This window comes from Pseudomonas sp. PvP027 (assembly GCF_017833005.1).
GTDB classification, from domain to species: domain Bacteria; phylum Pseudomonadota; class Gammaproteobacteria; order Pseudomonadales; family Pseudomonadaceae; genus Aquipseudomonas; species Aquipseudomonas congelans.
The window spans coordinates 5602011-5619989 of the sequence record NZ_JAFIBK010000001.1; the positions used below are offsets into that span (position 1 = coordinate 5602011).

Here is a 17979-nt window from a genome sequence, read left to right on the forward strand (position 1 = left end):
TATGAATTTAATAGTTAGGAATAAAATAATTATTGCATTGATGCAGGCTTTGTTGGGGGCGATTTCCCCAAATTTCAGAGCCGTACTGATTGATTTTTCTCAAGGGGTGGATGTTAGGTTTTTCTTGGTGGAGGATTTGGCTGAGGATAGAGAGGAAATCGATGATGTGATTACTGAGTTTGACTCATTAGTTATGGGGGTTGAGTCAGTATCAATAACATATGGTGTTGCTGTGGGTGAAGCCTGGATAGATTTTTCTGGTGATAGTGTGGTTCCGGTTTATATTAGGCGCGAATAGTTGGTGCAAAAGGGGCTGGAGACACTCTGGCTACGCTGAGTCAAGGCCAAAAAAGAGCTGTCGGAAAAATTGACAATATTCTTAATAATTTCAAGGATAGTGATATTACGGGTACCTTAAAGGATATGGCTGGTAATCCTGTTCCGAAGCCTGGCGGTGGTTATTGGGATCACCTAAAAGAGATGAACGACACTCTTCGAGGTTTACGGAACCATGCGGACACCTTGAAGGGGGTGAATGAACCGTCAGCGCAAGCTGCACGTCAGCGAGCGGTCGATACTATCAATCGTATTGAGTCAGCTTTAAATGGTGCCGGGATATGACGTTTCGTGAATTGGAAAGACTTACTCAAATCAGTTGGTTACCAGAAGACAGCCCGTCGTCTTTGAGCGAATGGTATCTTTTGGTATGCGATACTCCACTAGATCACTTAAGTATAGGAGATGTATGCCGCGCAATTAGGCAAGATCTTTTTGTTAATGAGCTATTACCCTTTGCTGTGATATTACTACATGATGATGTGTTGGCAGGAGAGAGATACGACGGCGAGCTGCTTGCAGCTCTTGCAAGTGTGAGTGCAGAGTGTTGGCAGAGAAATACAAGTGCGGCGCAAAAGGCCGTTTGCGCTTTGGTCGAAGTGAAGAATTTAAGCCAAGATCCCGAACTGTTAAAGGATGCTTCGACTTTGTTGAGAGCGCTTGGCGTTTAAGTGGTTTGTAAGTTGGTGCAAAAGCAACAGTCAGCTCTCCGCTAAAACTTGGCGAAACCAAGGCAATCGACGATGTCAGCATGACTCGTGTAGGAAGGTGGATGTCTCCTGATGAGCTGGCGCAGATGCAAAATACAAATAAAGTGGTGCAAGGCGGTGGAGGACAAACCTTTATTTCGACTAATGGCATCGCTGACTTTAAAGGGGCTGCACCCAAAGGCTCTGTCTATGTTGAGTTTGATGTTCCAGCTAACAGCTTGCTGCAAGGCGGAAAAGATGGCTGGTTTAAAATGATTGGCCCTGATGCAGGTAAGTCTCAGCAGTTCTTGCTTAATAAGCAGGGTGGCGAGCATCTTCCGGCGATCAAGAACATTGAAATTCTAGATAAGAAGTGAGAAGTCTTATGGATGGATCTTGGTTTGATGAAAGTGTAAAGCCACTTTTGAAGGGGTTTTCTCTAGAGTACTCATCATTTGCTGATGGGGATTTTGGTGACCTTGAAAGGATAGAGTTGGAAGGTTTTAACAAGCTAGGTACTGTTGAATTCTGGTCTAAAGGTTGGGTGGGTATAGATATATATGACTGTGCCCTTGATGATCAGGTTATGAATGTGTTGCTCTCTCCAGAAGAGGGAGAATCTGTTTCTCAGGAGTTTGATAGGTTTATAAAGATATTGACGCAGGATAGTTGATGGTGCAAAAGCAAATGTGGGGTCCATTAGTCACATCTCTGGAGTGAATCTTCCTAAAAGTCAGTCTAAGATGATTGCTGATTTTGAAGCAGCAGGGTACCCAACAAAACCAGTAGTTTCCCCGACCAGCGGAAACGTGGTCGGAACTCAATACATCTTGCCTGATGGTTCGCGAGTTCGGGTGATGCAGGCGGATGGTCGAAGTCCCCAGCGCGCATCATTCGAGAACGCTAATGGCGGACCTGTTGATCCGACTACTGGAAAGCCGCCGCAGCCCCCGCAAGGTTTATCGAAGGCTGAACGGAAGCAGTGGATTAGAGAGCGTACGCATATTGAACAGGTGGACTAAATGATGAATACACTCTTGCAGGCTGTGGCTCTTTTGTTGCCTATGAAAATTGAAAGAGTATTTTGGGATGGCGATACTTTGATGCTTTTTTCGGCGGGTTGGAGCTTTCGGACTGAGAGTGCGTGGCGTGTGTCTAAGGGGGGGGAGCTGCTGTTCGCTTGTTGGGATGACGATGCCCTTGACCATGTTTCTGAGCTTTTAGGCTTATCCATTGTCGAGGTAGGTTGGCTTATTGATGCTCAGCCAATTGATCCATTTTTTAAATTATCTGACGGCCGCGTCTTGAATGCATTTTGTTCGTCATCAACTGAGCCTTGGCTTATGGAGTTCTCGGACGGGGTCGTTTATTTAGGTAACACTTAATTTCATAAGTTTTTCTTGGTGCAAAAGGCAAAACCGCATTAAATGAACCAAACTCTTGGCCTGTTGCGGAAAATAGCCGTGCGCCGTCAACACAAACTGAAACTTATTTCAGGGTTGAATCAGGTGGTTCAGGATTCCAGACTAGTCAAAATCGAATTGCGGTGAAATCTGATGGGACGGTATCGATTGATTCTGGATGCAGTGGTCAGTTATGTGTCAGTACAAATGGCCCCAGCCATGCTGCTTATTATCTGTCTAATAAAAGGCCTGAAGGTAACGTGGTTGTTTTTGAGGTTGATCAATCGTTGCACCAGAAAATTATGTCCGAAGCTATTGATCAACGACCTTTGCCCGGTCAGATAAGGAACCCTAACGCCCCCAAGATTGTGGATCCAAATCAAGGGAAGCCAAGTGTTTCACTAGAACTCCCGAAAGTATGGGATTCCTTGCTTGAGAAACACTCATCAAATGCACGAGTATTGACGCAGGAGGAGTTTTTTCATGAGTTCGGACGCTAAGCTTAGCTCATTAGAACGTGAGCTTTTTGAAGGGCGCAAATCAATTGCCCTGTTTGTTTTGAAAGAGCAGCATTATTACGTTGTGGATGATAAGTTCAATTACTGTATCGATGTTCGGCCGGATTATTTGTCGTATATTGAAACAGGCCGGCTAAAGCAGGAAGATTATGAAAAAGCTCTTGGGCTCTTTCGGGGTGGGATCTCAGTTCTAGGAGCTCATAATTTTTATCAGTACATCGATAGTGCCGAAACAGAAGTGATAAGTTTTACGATGATGCGCGATTTCTTTTTCAAAGGCTTAACTTTGGAAAGTGCCAAGAGTTTTTATAAGGATGTAGAGCGGTTCTTGTCTTATGGAGGAGAAATGGATTTGCGAAAATGGAATTTTTTGCGTATGAAATTGCCGAGCTTTTACGTAAATTTCGACCGTGGGATTTACCGACATACCGACTATGGTCGGTTGCATGAGGAATTGGCGTTGCCAAAAACACAGTGGAATGCTCGTTGTAGTAGCGATTTTGGATTGCTCATCCCTGACGATGTTCAATACTGGATCCTAGATAGAATGAATTTTTTTAAGCTTTATGGCGGTTGAAATATTGAAGTGGAAAGGGTTCGGTGTTATTTAATTAAGGTGTTTGCGTTCTAAATAAATCTGTCTCGCTTTCTCATTGGTTTTGAGGTTGATTTGATAGAGCAATTTCGGTAGGTGGTGCAAAAGCGACTGTCTCTAAAAATCCCAATGCAACTAGTGCGCTGACTGACTCAGAGGCAGGCACGCTGGTTGAAAGGAATGTTTTGGAGACGAGTCCCAAAGTAATAAATCAAGCCGAACCAGAAGTTCTTGCAAAGGTTAATAACGGACGCAGCACATATTCTGAGTTAAACGGTGCAATTGGGGAGGCTCGTGGCTGGAGTCAGGCTATTGAATCGGGGCAAACGCCAATTTCCGGACCTGGGAAAGCGTCACTCCCAGGTGCAGATTACATTAAGTATGATCCATCATCGCGATCTGTGATCGTCTGGGACGCCAAGTATCGCGCTCCTGGCGGAAGCTATCCGACTTCCTTGCCAGATTCAAAGTTACAGGCCTGGCAGTCAGAGATCATAAATTCCGTTAAAAATATGCCTGAGGGATCGGCCAAAGCAGCTGCAGAGAGTGCGCTTATGCCGGCCGCCGCCTGAATTGCTTCCAGTTGGGGCGGGGGGGACCTATAGTCAGATAAAAAACGCTCTTAGCTCTCTTGGTTCTGACAAGTTTATGGAGTACGCCTCTTATCGTGTCATGTCTGATGGTGCGTTTGTTCATAAGGGCTTAGAATGCTCAATGGCTGTTTATTATTTTCGCTTGCATTATATTGTTGATGATGAGCTGCCTTACGCGATACTGTGGAAGCTTTCTAGTGTGTGACTTAATGAGAAACAACGTCATGTAGCCGGGTTGAAACGGTGCAAAAGCGGCAGGGGTTGCGGACGAAACTGCCGGTTCAATAAAGAACGTCAATCCAGGTTATCCAGACGCTGGGCGAACTCATAACTGCGTTAATTGTTCAATTGCTACTGATACAACACTGGCAGGTAATCCAGTATCTGCATTGCCGATAAACTCCAGCAAGGGTGTTCCGTTGACCGTGCTGGAGAGGCAATATGGAGCTAAGTTTAGCGGTGTGTCTTCACCCGAAACCATCACCCAGCACATAAGTGGTGTGGGGACGGCGCACGTGGGATTGTGTTTGGCTCCTATGGTCCAGGTCAGCCAGGCCATGTATTCAACGTGGTTAATCAGAATGGGGCTATTCGTTATCTCGATGGGCAGACTGGAAAGCCGGCAAATATGAGGAATTTTAAGACATTGCAGTTACTGATAACTAACTAATGATTACCTACGAATACGCTTTGGAAAGAGCTGAAGAATATTTGAAAGATTCTGAGATTCCTTTGCAGCTAACGCATGAGGGCACGTTCTCTGAGGGATGGTTTTTTTTGCTATCAATCTAAAGAGTATTTGGAGACAGGGAGCCTGTCGGCCCTAACTGGCTGGAAACGGACCATTCCTGATTGATAAGGAAACTGGAGAGCTTCATGTTTTAGGGACCGCCAAGCCGCTGAAAGAATATCTTGATCACTATGTAATCAGTAAGTCAAAAAAATAAGATTGGTTTTTCGGTGCGAAAGGTGGCGGTTCTAGTGGTTTCAGTGGCGGTAAACCAATTATCGCTGATTATCCATACAGCCCGAATGCTGTTACTAAAAGGTCTAGCGTAAATAGAGATTATTATGTCGGGAAAATGCTGCCGATGAGTTTTCTGCTGGTCTTCCAGACTATGCAACTCATTCAACAGCAAAGAGCTATCAGTCAACGGCGCCAAGAGATCTGAACGAGCAGACTTTGTGGAACAGAGTGACAGAAAATCCCTCTTCGGGTCGTGATACAAAACTAGCGGGCGATAAAGACTTCCCGCGGAGTGAGGGATGGAGAGAAATGGAAGTAAGTCACCGTCTACCTAGCGGAGAAAATATAACCATCCACTACCAGTACAACTCCGTAACCGATAAAGCATACGATATGGAAATGACTACGCCGCAACGGCTGCCCCCTGTGCTGCAGCCCGGTAGAACTATTGAGTGATGTGGATATGATTATTCGAGAAATTGGGCGAGAAGAGCCTGTACAGGTGTTTGGGATTTACTGGATAGAGAACGAGCGTTTTTACTGGGTCATTCCTTATGATGGCTACGGTGGCCTGATGGCACTCAGCGATAGAGAAGTCAATGTTGTTGACTCTTCTTTGTCAAGTGATCTCATCCTCTGTAAGGATGGGGGGGGAGGGGACATGATTCTGCATTGGGCAGCGGAAGATTTGATTGAAGAACTTGTGGAGCGTGATCCACTAGCAATGGTCGAGTTCTTAGAGCGCATAAAAGGCTGATGGTCCAAAAGCGATAGACGACTCTGCGTCTTACGCTAAATGTTGGGATGATCTAGCACAGCCCAAAAACGTAACTGATAGAGAAGCTAGGGTTTGGTATTTATCTAAAGAATCAGAAATTCCAGCTCGAATTAACAGTAGCGCCTCCTTGGAAGAGCAAGCGAAGCAGGCTTTTGATATGAGAAATGATTTGAGGTCAACGGCGCGAGATTTAATGTCTAACAGGACATTGGCTGACTCCTTGAATAAGACTGACCCAAATAGAACTTGGAGTGAAATTGTGAATAAATATTCTGGGCAAGGTCTATCAGGAGATGAATTATGGTCGAAGATCATAGAAAAGTCCCAGTCTTCTCGAGCATCTGTTAATGATGGGTTGGGGATGTAGTCTTATGTTTCGATTCTCTGAGTCAAGTTCTGAGACCAATAATTTCATATTTTTTTATGACTATGAGGAGGAAAGGTTCGAAGAGTTTGTGAGTGTCGTGTTGAAAACTTTGAGTGTCAAAGAAGAAGCCCGTAAATTTGGCCCGTATTCAGTATTGGTTTCAGCTTGTTATGAGGGCAATACCTTAATTTTGACTAGTGGATCTTTTGAGGGGTGTTTTATTTCCATGGGGAAAAGTGCAAGCGCTTTACCTGGGAAAATAATCCGAAAATTCAATCTCGTAGATTGATTTGGTGCGAAAGCGACAGGTGGTGCAGTAGAGCTAACGTTTGACAAGGCAAAAGGGTATGTCATCTCGGGAGTGACGGCGGGTCTGACGGCTGCGTACTTTGATGGTTTGACGGGTACTCATAGTGATCCTAACACCGGCAAGATTGTTGGAGCCAAACTCTCTACTTGGGAAGGCGTGGGTCAGTTTGCTGGTAATCAGGTTCTGCAGAACGGGACGTCAGCGCTGCTGAGTAGTGCTCTTGGCAAGGGCGGCAGTGGCAGTGATGCACTCAAGACTGCGTTGTTCAATACCTTGGCGGCGGCGAGTTTCAATGCAGTGGGTGACTATACCTACGGCAATTTTGCGGAAGGTACACCTCCCAAGGTCATCATTCACGCGATGGTGGGAGGTCTGCTATCAAAGGCCACTGGCGGAGATTTCAGAACGGGAGCGTTGGCTGCAGGAGCTAACGAAGCTTTGGTTGGACACCTGAATAGTCTGGTCAACGGTAATAAAAACCTTCTGACCATGAGTTCTCAGATAGTCGGCGCTCTGGCTGCGGCCACTCAGAAAGACGCTGATGCCAGCTCGATTGAGAAGGGGAGTTGGGTAGCCAGGAACGCTACGCAATACAACAAGGGGTTACATGAACCGGCTGCGATGGAGCTTGAAAAAGCGCGTAATGAAAATCCGGATCGTGCTGAAAGGTTAGATGCCGCCGCGTGCGCCTTGGTCCATTGCAGCGCCTCTGTACCTACTTCGGATAAAAACTACGAAGGACTGAAAGCTCTGGAAGCCAAGGGAGCTGGCTATACCCGTGAGCTGGCTGATCTCAAGGCAACAGGTCAGTTTGACTACGGCTACATTGACAGCGCTGACGACTTTATCACTCGGCATGATGAGGCGGTTACGCGAACCGGTGCAGTCATTGATACCAGCGTGAACACCTACATTGGAGGGACTTCGGCGGTGGGAGCCGTCATAACCCTGCCAGGATGTGCTTCTATCATCGGCTGTCTGGCTCCTGCGGCCCTTGGCGGTCTTGCATCCTTGTCGTTTAACAACGCAGCAGAGTCTGCTGGCGCTATCACTCAGCCTTATGTTTCAACCGAGGGACAACGGGTACTCAGCTCGTTCAACCCGGCGAGCAAAACGCCAGATGAAAGTGCGTTGGCGGCGATGGGTATAAGCGCTGCTGCTTCGGTCGCAGAGGCGATTATTTTGCGAGGAGCTGGTAAACTTGTTCTGGATGCTTTCGGGGCAGGTGCAAAAGGTATAAGTGGCTCTGGGCAGAAAATGCCGTCTGCATTTCCGGATAATTTAACTGGATATGCTAATCCAAAAGATATTCGATTCACGCAGGATAGTGTTAAGAATAGCTTTTCGGATGGTAAGGTTCTTCAAACAACGATTGATGATTTGAAATCTGGAAAGATTTCTCCAGCTGACTTGCCAGCTGTTCGAGTATTTGAAAAGGATGGGCTAGTCTATAGTTTAGATAATCGTCGAGTTCTAGCTGCATCTGCAGCCGGCGTGCCCATCAAAATCGTTCCCGCCACCGAGGCCGAAATAGCCAAGGAAATTGGAAGGAAGATGACTACAGCAAACAACGGCTCTATAATTTGTGTTCGTGGGGTTTGTAAATAGGTGACTTATGGATTTAGATAAGATGATTGAGAGTATTAAAACAAGAGAGGAGTTTGCAGATTTTATTTGTGGGCTTAAGGAAGATTTGGAGCTGAATTCAGGCGAGTGGGAAAACCCTACGCTGGAAAGGTTTTTGGATGCAATGGAAGCTTGGGTTCGAGCAATGAATTTCTATGCAATGAACTCTGGAGATGAGGAAGCCCTCGTCCCTAGTTGGCAGACATTTGCAAAAATATTGTTTGCATCTAAGATTTACGAATAGTATTAGCGTTTTAATTGGTTCGTTGGTGCAAAAGAAGTAGCAGGTACAGCTGCGACGAGCGGGACGAAAGTTGCTGCAACGGAAGGAACGTTTCCAGACGAGGTATTTACCGGGAAGAAACCGCACCAGACGACTCCTGGAATAGGGAGTGTGACACAGGAGAGGTACAACCCCGCGACTGGAAAACTGGAAGAATCTGTGATCGAGTACGACCAGTATGGCCGGCAGGTTAAAAGAACGGATTACACTAGTCACGGATATGGAAACCAAGAAAAGCCTGCGGAATATCATTCCGACCCCCACACGCATAACTATGAATATGGTCCAGGCTATGGCTCCAATGGGAAAGAGACGAGGATCACTAATGATTAGTCTTCCAGAATTGAATGAATTGCTTGTTGCTCACAACTGCCTGCATGCGATTAGTATTCAGCTGAATGTTGACGGGATGGCTTATGATTTATCCTTATCGATCTCGGCCTCTGAAAAGGTAGGGGCTGATGTGGTGAGTATCAGGTTCATTGATATTAGCCAATTTACGTCCCGTGATTTTGGCGGCGGATTAACTCAGCTGATGCACATGAACGTTAATAAGCTGGATTCTGGCTTCGATAGGATGCGTTATCAACTGAGTGATCTTGAGGATAAAAAGTTGTCGTTTTACTTCTCATCATTCTCGCTTGATTAGCTGGTGCAAAAGTAACTCCACCAACGCCCCATGCATCAATCGGCGCTACTGCAGATAATGAATTCGGAGGGGTTTCTTACTGCGATCAGCTTAAGAAAGCTGATGGTAGTTGGGATTGGCCGGAAAACTGGGGTTTCTCTGGCGATCCTATTAAGAATACATTGCCAGTGGGTACTAAGTTGGACCGTTATGGTGGACCTCAAGGATCAAGAGTGCGAGGCCTCATGGTTTTTATACGAAGACATTGGGGTTAGGGCCTTTTTCGACTATGGGACTTATATGGAAAGTCTAGGGATGCTCCGATCAACTTGCTGCGCAGCGGCGGCGAGTCGCAATTTGCCCGGCACCCAGCGCTATTTGCTGAAAATGGCCTGATGCAGCGCGCGTTGAGGGCGTTTCCGCCCGGTTTTCCGTGTTAAACGCGCAACTCACCCATACCCATCAGCTGTTTTCGAGCCATCCACAGATTCGACAGGGCGAACAGCGTGGTCAGCTGAGCTGTGTTTTTCATCAGCCCACGAAAGCGCACTTTCACGTAGCCAAACTGACGCTTGATTACGCGAAACGGATGCTCGACCTTGGCCCGTGTCTGAGCTTTGCAGTACTCGATCTTGCGCTTGGCCTTGTAGAGCACGCTGCGTTTATTGAGCCTGGAATACGTGCTGCGCCGCGCAGCGATTTGCCAGATGACCTCACGATTTTCATGCTCTTCACGCTTCTCGACACCGGTGTATCCCGCGTCTGCATACACCGCGTTTTCTTCGCCGTGGAGCAGTTCGGCGACCTGCGTGACATCGGCCACATTGGCCGCAGTGCCATGAACATGATGAACCAGGCCCGACTCCGCATCGGCGCCGATATGCGCCTTCATCCCGAAGAAGTATTGGTTACCTTTCTTCGTCTGATGCATCTCGGGATCACGCTTTCCTTCCTCGTTCTTGGTCGAGCAAGGGGCATGAATGATGGTGGCATCGACGATGGTGCCCTGGCGCAGGGACAGGCCTTTCTCTTGCAGATAACCGTTGATGACCGCGAGGATCGCAGGGGCCAGTTGATGCTTTTCCAGCAGGTGCCGGAAGTTCATGATCGTGGTGTCTTCAGGTATCGGGGCGCTCAAGGTCAGGCGTGCAAACTGGCGCATGGGCGTGATTTCGTAGAGCGCTTCTTCCATGGCCGGGTCGCTCAGGGAGAACCAGTTCTGCAGCAGATGAATGCGCAGCATGGTTTCCAGAGGATAAGGTTTTCTGCCTCCGCCGGCCTTGGGGTAGAACGGTTCGATCAGGCCCAGTAGACCTGTCCAGGGCACGACCTGATCCATCTCGGCGAGGAAGCGTTCGCGGCGTGTCTGCTTGCGCTTACCGGCATATTCGAAATCGGAAAAGCTCATCTGGCTCATGGGCGGCTCGGATCAGGTGGTCAGGCGTATTTCAGCACATTTGAAGACTTGTTCGGAGATTCCCTAGGACTGAAACCACTATGGAGTGAGTTGAAAATTATTCCTGAGTAGGTGCAATAGGGCCAGGCCAGATCGTTATGCGCAGCTATAACGATTTCAGCGCAACGGTCAACGGAAACGGCAAACCCACGTTTGTAAAAAGCGTTGCAGGTATGGATAGAAAAAATGGTAGCGTACTGATTACCCGGTTGGAATAAAAATGGAAAAAAAGCACTCAGAAAAAGCTAAGATTCGACTGGATCACATTAGATGCCATCTGAATGAAGGATATGATGTTGATCAGATAGTTGGTTTAATAAAACCTGGTTCAGGTGATGTTCGCGCGTGCGTAAATGGTTTGTCATCACACGCTTTTGCAAGTGCAATGTGGTCATGGTTCGAAAATCGGGATATACAGAATTTTAAAAAATGGCTTTCCATTTCAGGGCAGCTCAGAAAATATTCATATGGCATTAAGACTGATTCTTTGGGAGCGCTTGGTAAAAAAGTACAATTAATGGCACCTCTGTTGTCCGATGACTACAGCTTGGTAAAATGGTTTTCTGAGAAGAATGATAGCGCTTTTAATCTTCGTAGGGCTGAAAGTCCGAAGCATATAGACTTTGTTGCCTATCAGTGATTTTAGCGATCAGAGGTGAGTGGGATATATTAAAAGAAAGATGTGAAATTTTTTTGAGCTCTCCGCCTGTTTCATTAAGAAAGTATGTGCCTGATTTGTAATTTTACTCTGCCCTTGCATCAGGGGAGGCAGATAAAATGTCAAAGGCAATTGAGGTAATAGTTTCTCCTAAGTTTCTCTCCTCGCGAGCTGGTAGCGAGAACGGTTGCACAGACGGACTGATTTCAACGCTTGCAGTCATTTATTCTAAAATCGCTTGGATGCATGGTTTTCAAGTAAATATCAAGTCGCCTTATGTTCCCGAGGAATGGCTGCCAGTTATTCCTTTGGAGAGCTATGACTCATATTATGGTTTTTTAAATGAATAAATTTTCTATGAGGTTTTAAGTGTGTGTATAGTGATCTCAAAGGCTAAGTGCGAAAGATAGAGTGCTCTTCGGAATGATGCTGAAGATGCTATAGCCCTCGGTAAAAGTTGCCTCCCAGTGTTGCATTGATGCAATGGTCAAAATCCCGCCCCGTAACTTGCCTGGATCAGGGATGCCGAGAAACGAGGGGCATCGACTGGTGTCAGGTCAAGGAAATCCACGAAAGCTTTAAATATGACAACTCGGGTCTGGGTCCTGCTGCGTAGATTGCCGTTGCCATATTGATGGCGAGTTTTGTACCTACCATCAATCCGGCGGCGCTGAGTCTTGACCTCGCTAGCATACAGTCGCTAATAAGGTGATCACTGAGGCATTGGTCAAAACCGAAATAATGGGCGGGAGCTTCAAGGATAACCTTGGTTCCTCAGCAGTGAGCACTGGCATCACTATCGGCGGTGCCTACGTCGGAGGCAAGATCGTCGACTTCACGTTATTCGATGGAGGCAAGCTCACCAAAGTCGGCATGCATACCGTGCTTGGCGGTTTGCTGTCCGAGGCCATGGGCGGCGATTTCCGAACGGGTGCCCTGGCTGCTTGTGCTAACGAAATGGTTGTCGATTATCTGGCTGAAAGGCTTTTGCCCTCGGATGTTGACAGAAACTCGCAAGCCCGGCTCCGTGATATTTCACAGTGCTGATGGCTCCAGGGAGTTCCGTATTGACTCAGGATCTATATCAGGAGCACACTCTCCGGGAGTTTTGCATCTACATCTCGGAGTTAAAGACCCTCTGACTGGAAAATATATTTCTAACAATCATATTCTCTATGCAGTCTAGAATATCAATATGTCTATGGTTCGGAAGGGTATTGTTGTCACTGGCGAATATTCTGGCTGGGAGATTGTTGTTGCGAACGACCGTGATGGCGATACTGGCGGGTATTATCTTTACTTGAAGAAAAGTGATGTTGAAGGGTTTGACTACTGGTTCGAGCATGATGCAGGGCTTCAGGCTCAGCTAGCTGATTTTGAGGTGGAGTGGATAGTTTAGTAAGTTAATTAGCATGGCCGTTATTTTGCCGTTGGTGCCAAAGCTACTGGTGCAGCTGAAGTGCCGGCTACTTCTGCAACTGCGCGTGCTGGGCTGAGAGACGATCTGACCGCTGAAGCAAGCGAGCGATTCAAAACGATGGCGGGCCATCCAACGGAACTGTCTACAGAGCAGATAATCAAGGTAATATCACAAGCTATGCCGTATATGATTCAGAGGGGCTGATCGTTAAGCGAGTAGATATAACTGGAGCAGCCCATGCAAATGTTCCTACTCCGCATGTAATAGAATACGGAAGAAATACATTGCCCAATGGAACTGTTAGAGTTCAGTCGCCCTCGACTAAATCCGCACCACGTCCCGCCAATTTGGATGAGATACCATGATAAAAGTTAATACACTTTCTCCTTTTGTTGGGCTGGCGCGATATGAGGCTTGGAAGGATGGATGGGTTGATAAAGATAAGATTGACGAGTCCTCATACATAAGCAATGTATGCAATCCTGAAGATTTATTATTGTCATGCAAGCTTCTATTCCCTGATTTTGTTGTTGTTGAAGAAGGGGTTTTCTTGGAGGGGAAATATAGTGCTGATATTTTTGCTTCTTGGTTGAAGCATTTTAATGGTGATCGTCAAGCAGTAGAGAGAATGTTAAACCATACTCATTTATACGATGTGTTCGATTCATGTTCAGATGACATTGATGATCGTATATTTGAACAATTGGCAAGCGTGCTTGCACTGTCTTGGAGGCTTGTCCTGAAAGATAAGTTTCCAGAAAGAGAATTTTCTGTAGATATTTCAAATACGGACCAAGATTATGGACCGATAGTTACTTTTTATCAATTATCTTGAATTTGATAATTATGCATCAGGTGTAGTCGGCGAGAGCCTGATAAGGTTTGCAAGGCAGCCCAGAACGACAGCTCCACCGAGAACACCCGTAAAAATGGCGGAGGGGAAGCCGGTATCGCCATCGGTCCGGGAGGCATCGCCGTTTACGCCAGCGTCAACATCGGCAAAGGCGACCTGGAACGCGAAGGCAAACAACAGCAGGAAGCGTACCTGTACGCCGGTAATCACCTCGGTTTCACCAGCGGCCAGGACACCAACATTGCCGGTGCAACACTGCGCGGCAACGACGTGGTCGGACGCGTAGGCCGCGACCTCAATGTCACCTCCCTGCCCGATATCGGCAAGGTACAAGGTAAGGAATTCGATCTCAGCGCGACTGTTGTGGTCGGTTTTGGCGGCAGTGTCAGCGGCTCGGTCGGGTACGGTCAGACCAACGGCTCCAAGAACTGGATCGAGGAGCAGACCCGCATCACGGCCAAAGACAAGGTCGACATCCGCACCGAGAACCACACCCAGCTCGACGGCGCATTGATCGCTTCCGACAGCGGTAATCTCAAGCTGGATACCAACACGCTGGGCTACAGCGACATCGCGGGCAAGGACAAGGAGCACGGTTACTACCTGAACGTCGGGGGTTCGTACGGCACTGGCAGCAGCACTACGCAGGACTCAAGTCAGGTAGGCAAGGGCGACAACCAGAAAAACGGCTGGAGCGTCGAGGGCTGGAACTACAACAAGGATCGTGAGCAGATCGTCCGGGGAACGGTCGGTGCGGGCGATGTAGTGGTGCGCAGTGATACGGGTGGCAAGGACTCTGCCGCTGGGTTGAATCGTGATGTCGACAAGGCTTACGAGATCACGCGTGATGACGAGCACCGGACTGATTTGTATGTGACGAAGAGTTCGTTGGAGGCAGTTGCCAGTCCGAAAGAAACACTCGATCAGTGGCAAAAGAGCGCTGCGCTTTACGGTGAAAACAGCCGTAACACACTGGATAAACTGGCCGACATGCTTGTGGTAACGGCGCTGTTGCCGTTAGGGGCTGCTATCGGCGCGGGGACAGAGCTCGCGCAATATCAAGTCAAGCGCACCGAGTTTTTGCAGCAACTCAACAGCCAGGATGAAAGCAAAAGATCGACAGCCGTCAGGGCGTTTTTAACTGGAGCCGCCAAAAAGGATCTGGGCTCAGATGCGGAAGCGCTCGTTACACGCATCACTGAGCTGGGGGTAGATCATCCAGACCAGGCGCTGCGAGCGATGGTCTTACTGGACAAGCTGACTAAGACCAGTGACGCATCGAATTTTGTTCCAGTCGTAGCGCTGGGTGCTGGCGCAATTGTGGCCCTGAGTGCTGCGTTGTCTACCACAGCAGCGACGCCGGAGGGTCAGGACAGGCTAAGGGAGGCTGCCAATGCGGTCGCGCGCTCTGTAGCTCAATCAGGCCAGTCAGCCGAACAGCAGGTCAGCGCCTCCATAGACATATGGAAATTCCTATTCAGCACCACATTCCCGATTCATCTGTTGGACGGTGAGAATACCAAGCTGGTGAACCCTATCGTTCAGGCCCAGGGTGCGAATCCGTCCAGTGGCGGGTATGCTGCTGGAGCAACGCCTGCCGGGATAGGTTCTACGGGTGGTAGTCAGATTGCTGATCAGACGCCTGTTGATTACTCGAGGCCTGTGGTTGAGCTTCCTGCGCCGGGGGTGATGAATCAGGGTGTAGAGGATCGTGAAAAAGATATAAGTAGCGTCGCCGATAAAATACTGTCTGCCAATCGTATAGGCAGCGGTTTAAAGGATGATATGTCACACATTGCAGCTAGCTATCTTACAAAGAAGCAGCTTGCTGCAGGTACAGTATTCACGCTAACAGGTAATGACGGGGTCAAGAGAACCTTATTGCAAACTTCGGGTGGTCTTAATGAGAAGTCAGGTATATATGAATACATTCTTGATCCTACAGGTAATGTGACTCATCAGAGATTTATTGAAAATGGGTTGATAAATGGTATTCCAAATCAACGTCCGCCTAAGGTGAAGTAATATGTATTTTCCTGCGGTTCCGAACGCTTTTATCTACAATTGCATTTGTTTAAATTGGCTGGATGCGCTCTGGGGTTATGAGCGAAAGCTAGTGGGCTGGAGCTTCGCCGTTGAGCTAGCAAATTTTAAAGTGTCTAATGGATCGGATAAGCCGTTGGAGTTGGATCTGGTTTTTCTGGGTGAATTTGATATTCAAGAAATTGAAAAAAACATGTACCTTCTCGCCGGGCAGGAAAATGAGTTGCTTGGTTTGAATTCGCAAAAAAAATGGTTGTTCATTGCTCTTAAATGGCTGTTCGAAAATAAGGATAGCATTGCCGATCCTCTTGGTGTGGTTGAGTTAATTTACGAAGATTTTGATTTCCCTTTTGAGATAGAGGGCTTTGTTCGCTATATGCCCTCTAGCGTTGGGTATAAGCCTGAAGAACACACTGATCAGCAGAACTTAGAAAGGATTTTTTCCAATTGGCAACGCTATTTAGAAAGTATGGGTGGCATTTAAAATTAAAGTCATGAAGGTGCAAAAGAGGGCTGGAACTACAACAAGGACCTTGAACAGATTGTCCGGGGAACGGTCGGTGCGGGCGATGTGGTGGTGCGCAGTGATACGGGTGGCAAGGACTCTGCCGCTGGGTTGAATCGTGATGTCGACAAGGCATACGAGATCACGCGTGATGACGAGCACCGTACTGATGTGTATGTGACGAAGAGTTCGTTGGAGGCGGTTAGTCAGCCGGTAGACACTGCCAAGCAGTGGGTAAACCAATTCCTTGCTTATAACGAAACCGCCAGACAGAACTATGAAGAGGCTTCCCGAGGTCTGACCCGCGCCGTCAACAAGATCGAGAGCACCCTCGGCCGCAAGATGGATGCGGGTACTGCCAGTCTGATGGGGGCTGATTTTGCTGAGAACACCCTGGACTCGTTGCTTCAAGGTGGGATGACGCGTAGTCAGGCGATGAAGACAATGGCCGACCCTGATTTTCAGGAAACGGTCGTGGCCGAAATTGCGCGTCTTGCCGGGATCGACCTTAACCCGGTTGAAGGCCTCGACAAGACGCTTCAGACGGACAACAAGCCTAATAGCCCAGGAGCTCTGGAGTTAGCATCAACGTCCGTCACTGCGAGCAATGCAGAAAAGCTTACTGTTGCTCAAGACACTCTACGATCGATGGCTTCGATCGAGCAATACATCCAGGAACATCCGGAACAGCAGGAGGCTGTGAGTGTGTTGGTGGCAGTGGCGCAGGGGCCTAAAGGTCTGGTGCAACTGGCGGTTTACAACGCGGTTTCCGAGACGCCGTTGGGTGAGGCGCTGAACCAGAAGATTGCGGAGTACAGCGGAGCGCTGGGCAAGCAGGTAGCGGATAGCATCGAAGGTATAGCTCTCAACGAAAAGGATAGCTTTGAAGGTTCGTTGATAGGCGGCGGACAATTTATGGCGGCCATCTTGACAGGGGTGGTTCAAGGCCGTAAATCTAAAGCTGATCGTAACTCTGTGTCGGTAAAGCAAAGTGAAAGCAGTTCCGGGCGCAATGAAAAGCCGTCGAAGGTTGAGGAGGGTGAGGTAGGTACTTATGGGGAAAACGCCCCAAGAAGCGTTGGAGACGGTTTGACTCCAGACCATATTCCGTCCTTTGCTGCGGTTAAAGATGCATTGCGCAGGCAGGGTGTAGAACTAAGCGATTCAGAGTTAAAAGCGCTTTGAAATAACAATAATTGTGTAGTTGTTAAGACTTGCAGTCACATTGCTGAATCTCGCACATTTGGTGATAGGAATAGCAAAGAAAAAATTGCTACCGATGGCTCTGATCTTTATAAAGCAGCTGAAGCGGATCTAGATACATGGATGCCTGGTTGGAAAAGAGAAGGGTGGTCTCAAGCGAAAATCGACGAGACTCGTAGTGGTGTTCATGATTTTAATAAGAAGTTATTTGATGGTATGGGAATAAAGTATGAACCCTGATATGCAATTGAATCGAAAAATCGAAGAGGTTTTTCTTGAGTTTAAGAGTATTTTTCCGATTGTGGAGTATTCAAAATTTGAAGGTGATCAATTTTTGAAAATTCCTGAAAGTGGAATATACTTTCAATCGTCTGATGATGGTTTTATAGAGGCTTATCGTGTTTACTGCGTGCAGTTTGATGGCTATTTTCCGGCTGATCCTGAGTTAAAAGGTAGGTACTTTAATATTAACTCAGGTGCGGATGCTCTTCGTGAGTTGGGTGAGCCTTTAAGGAATATACCCTCTATACGAATACCTGGAATAGCACCTACATCTCCAGGGTATCAGTTTATTGCTGATGTGGGTTTTGTTAGTTTTTATTATGATCCTGATACGGATATTATAAGATTTTTTCACGTGAGGATTGGTGGGTAGGTCGGTATAGATGGCTTGATTTCTCGGTTACTATTCGAAGTAATAGAAGGGCTCTCCTCCCAGCAAAGCTATAGGTTTTTCACTGACATTAAT

General features: G+C 47.4%; 18 protein-coding genes and 2 pseudogenes. 19 read left to right on the forward strand and 1 reads right to left on the reverse strand.

The genetic code is table 11. The features are described from left to right. The first annotated feature begins 1 nt into the window (after nucleotide 1). The 10 genes and pseudogenes from JOE33_RS24370 (at nucleotide 2) to JOE33_RS24425 (ending at nucleotide 9114) form a co-directional block, all read left to right on the forward strand. Complete coding sequence (locus tag JOE33_RS24370) at nucleotides 2-298, forward strand: hypothetical protein (protein ID WP_237150398.1); 297 nt, start codon at nucleotides 2-4, stop codon at nucleotides 296-298. 319 nt (nucleotides 299-617) lie between these two features. Then, nucleotides 618-1007 (forward strand): contact-dependent growth inhibition system immunity protein, encoded by a 390-nt coding sequence (locus JOE33_RS24380; RefSeq protein ID WP_074454403.1) that lies wholly within the window; start codon nucleotides 618-620, stop codon nucleotides 1005-1007. Nucleotides 1008-1108: 101 nt separating this feature from the next. Next, nucleotides 1109-1402: a hypothetical protein gene (locus JOE33_RS24385; protein ID WP_024672728.1), complete on the forward strand. Its 294-nt coding sequence runs from the start codon at nucleotides 1109-1111 to the stop codon at nucleotides 1400-1402. An 8-nt stretch (nucleotides 1403-1410) separates the two neighbouring features. Next, the gene (locus JOE33_RS24390) at nucleotides 1411-1698 is read left to right on the forward strand and encodes a hypothetical protein (RefSeq protein WP_096131192.1); all 288 of its coding nucleotides are present in this window, start codon (nucleotides 1411-1413) and stop codon (nucleotides 1696-1698) included. A gap of 349 nt (nucleotides 1699-2047) precedes the next feature. Next, nucleotides 2048-2410 (forward strand): hypothetical protein, encoded by a 363-nt coding sequence (locus JOE33_RS24395; protein WP_096131191.1) that lies wholly within the window; start codon nucleotides 2048-2050, stop codon nucleotides 2408-2410. Between the two features lie 501 nt (nucleotides 2411-2911). Then, nucleotides 2912-3523: a hypothetical protein gene (locus JOE33_RS24400; RefSeq protein ID WP_096131190.1), complete on the forward strand. Its 612-nt coding sequence runs from the start codon at nucleotides 2912-2914 to the stop codon at nucleotides 3521-3523. Between the two features lie 2041 nt (nucleotides 3524-5564). Then, nucleotides 5565-5858 carry a hypothetical protein gene (locus JOE33_RS24410; protein ID WP_024651179.1) on the forward strand — a complete coding sequence of 98 codons (294 nt, stop codon included), beginning with the start codon at nucleotides 5565-5567 and terminating at the stop codon, nucleotides 5856-5858. Nucleotides 5859-6589: 731 nt separating this feature from the next. Next, nucleotides 6590-8164: pseudogene (locus JOE33_RS24415) on the forward strand (DUF637 domain-containing protein); the annotation flags it as partial. A 22-nt stretch (nucleotides 8165-8186) separates the two neighbouring features. Further along, on the forward strand, nucleotides 8187-8426 hold the full coding sequence (locus tag JOE33_RS24420) for a hypothetical protein (RefSeq protein WP_209924140.1): 240 nt from the start codon (nucleotides 8187-8189) through the stop codon (nucleotides 8424-8426). A gap of 364 nt (nucleotides 8427-8790) precedes the next feature. Further along, on the forward strand, nucleotides 8791-9114 hold the full coding sequence (locus JOE33_RS24425; protein ID WP_032613015.1) for a hypothetical protein: 324 nt from the start codon (nucleotides 8791-8793) through the stop codon (nucleotides 9112-9114). Nucleotides 9115-9529: 415 nt separating this feature from the next. On the opposite strand, the gene JOE33_RS24430 is transcribed toward JOE33_RS24425, so the two are convergent. Further along, on the reverse strand, nucleotides 9530-10510 hold the full coding sequence (locus tag JOE33_RS24430; protein WP_105223850.1) for an IS5 family transposase: 981 nt from the start codon (nucleotides 10508-10510) through the stop codon (nucleotides 9530-9532). A gap of 259 nt (nucleotides 10511-10769) precedes the next feature. Here JOE33_RS24430 and JOE33_RS24435 point away from each other — a divergent pair, with 259 nt between their 5' ends. The 9 genes and pseudogenes from JOE33_RS24435 (at nucleotide 10770) to JOE33_RS24480 (ending at nucleotide 17886) form a co-directional block, all read left to right on the forward strand. Next, on the forward strand, nucleotides 10770-11189 hold the full coding sequence (locus JOE33_RS24435) for a hypothetical protein (RefSeq protein ID WP_144243740.1): 420 nt from the start codon (nucleotides 10770-10772) through the stop codon (nucleotides 11187-11189). A gap of 113 nt (nucleotides 11190-11302) precedes the next feature. Then, nucleotides 11303-11557 (forward strand): annotated as a pseudogene (locus JOE33_RS24440) (Imm49 family immunity protein); the annotation flags it as partial. Between the two features lie 358 nt (nucleotides 11558-11915). Next, a complete protein-coding gene (locus JOE33_RS24445) occupies nucleotides 11916-12254 on the forward strand; it encodes a DUF637 domain-containing protein (protein WP_260676591.1) in 339 nt (112 codons plus the stop codon). Nucleotides 12255-12402: 148 nt separating this feature from the next. Then, entirely contained in the window at nucleotides 12403-12606 is a 204-nt protein-coding gene (locus JOE33_RS24450) for a hypothetical protein (protein WP_204940110.1), read from the forward strand. A gap of 382 nt (nucleotides 12607-12988) precedes the next feature. Beyond that, nucleotides 12989-13462 carry a hypothetical protein gene (locus tag JOE33_RS24460; RefSeq protein ID WP_122590329.1) on the forward strand — a complete coding sequence of 158 codons (474 nt, stop codon included), beginning with the start codon at nucleotides 12989-12991 and terminating at the stop codon, nucleotides 13460-13462. Nucleotides 13463-13477: 15 nt separating this feature from the next. After that, on the forward strand, nucleotides 13478-15505 hold the full coding sequence (locus JOE33_RS25930; RefSeq protein WP_348635085.1) for a hemagglutinin repeat-containing protein: 2028 nt from the start codon (nucleotides 13478-13480) through the stop codon (nucleotides 15503-15505). Nucleotide 15506: 1 nt separating this feature from the next. Next, entirely contained in the window at nucleotides 15507-16007 is a 501-nt protein-coding gene (locus tag JOE33_RS24470) for a DUF2247 family protein (RefSeq protein WP_096131311.1), read from the forward strand. Between the two features lie 93 nt (nucleotides 16008-16100). Next, a complete protein-coding gene (locus JOE33_RS25935) occupies nucleotides 16101-17213 on the forward strand; it encodes a hypothetical protein (RefSeq protein WP_245227927.1) in 1113 nt (370 codons plus the stop codon). Nucleotides 17214-17460: 247 nt separating this feature from the next. After that, a complete protein-coding gene (locus JOE33_RS24480; protein WP_096139110.1) occupies nucleotides 17461-17886 on the forward strand; it encodes a hypothetical protein in 426 nt (141 codons plus the stop codon). Nucleotides 17887-17979 lie beyond the last annotated feature (93 nt).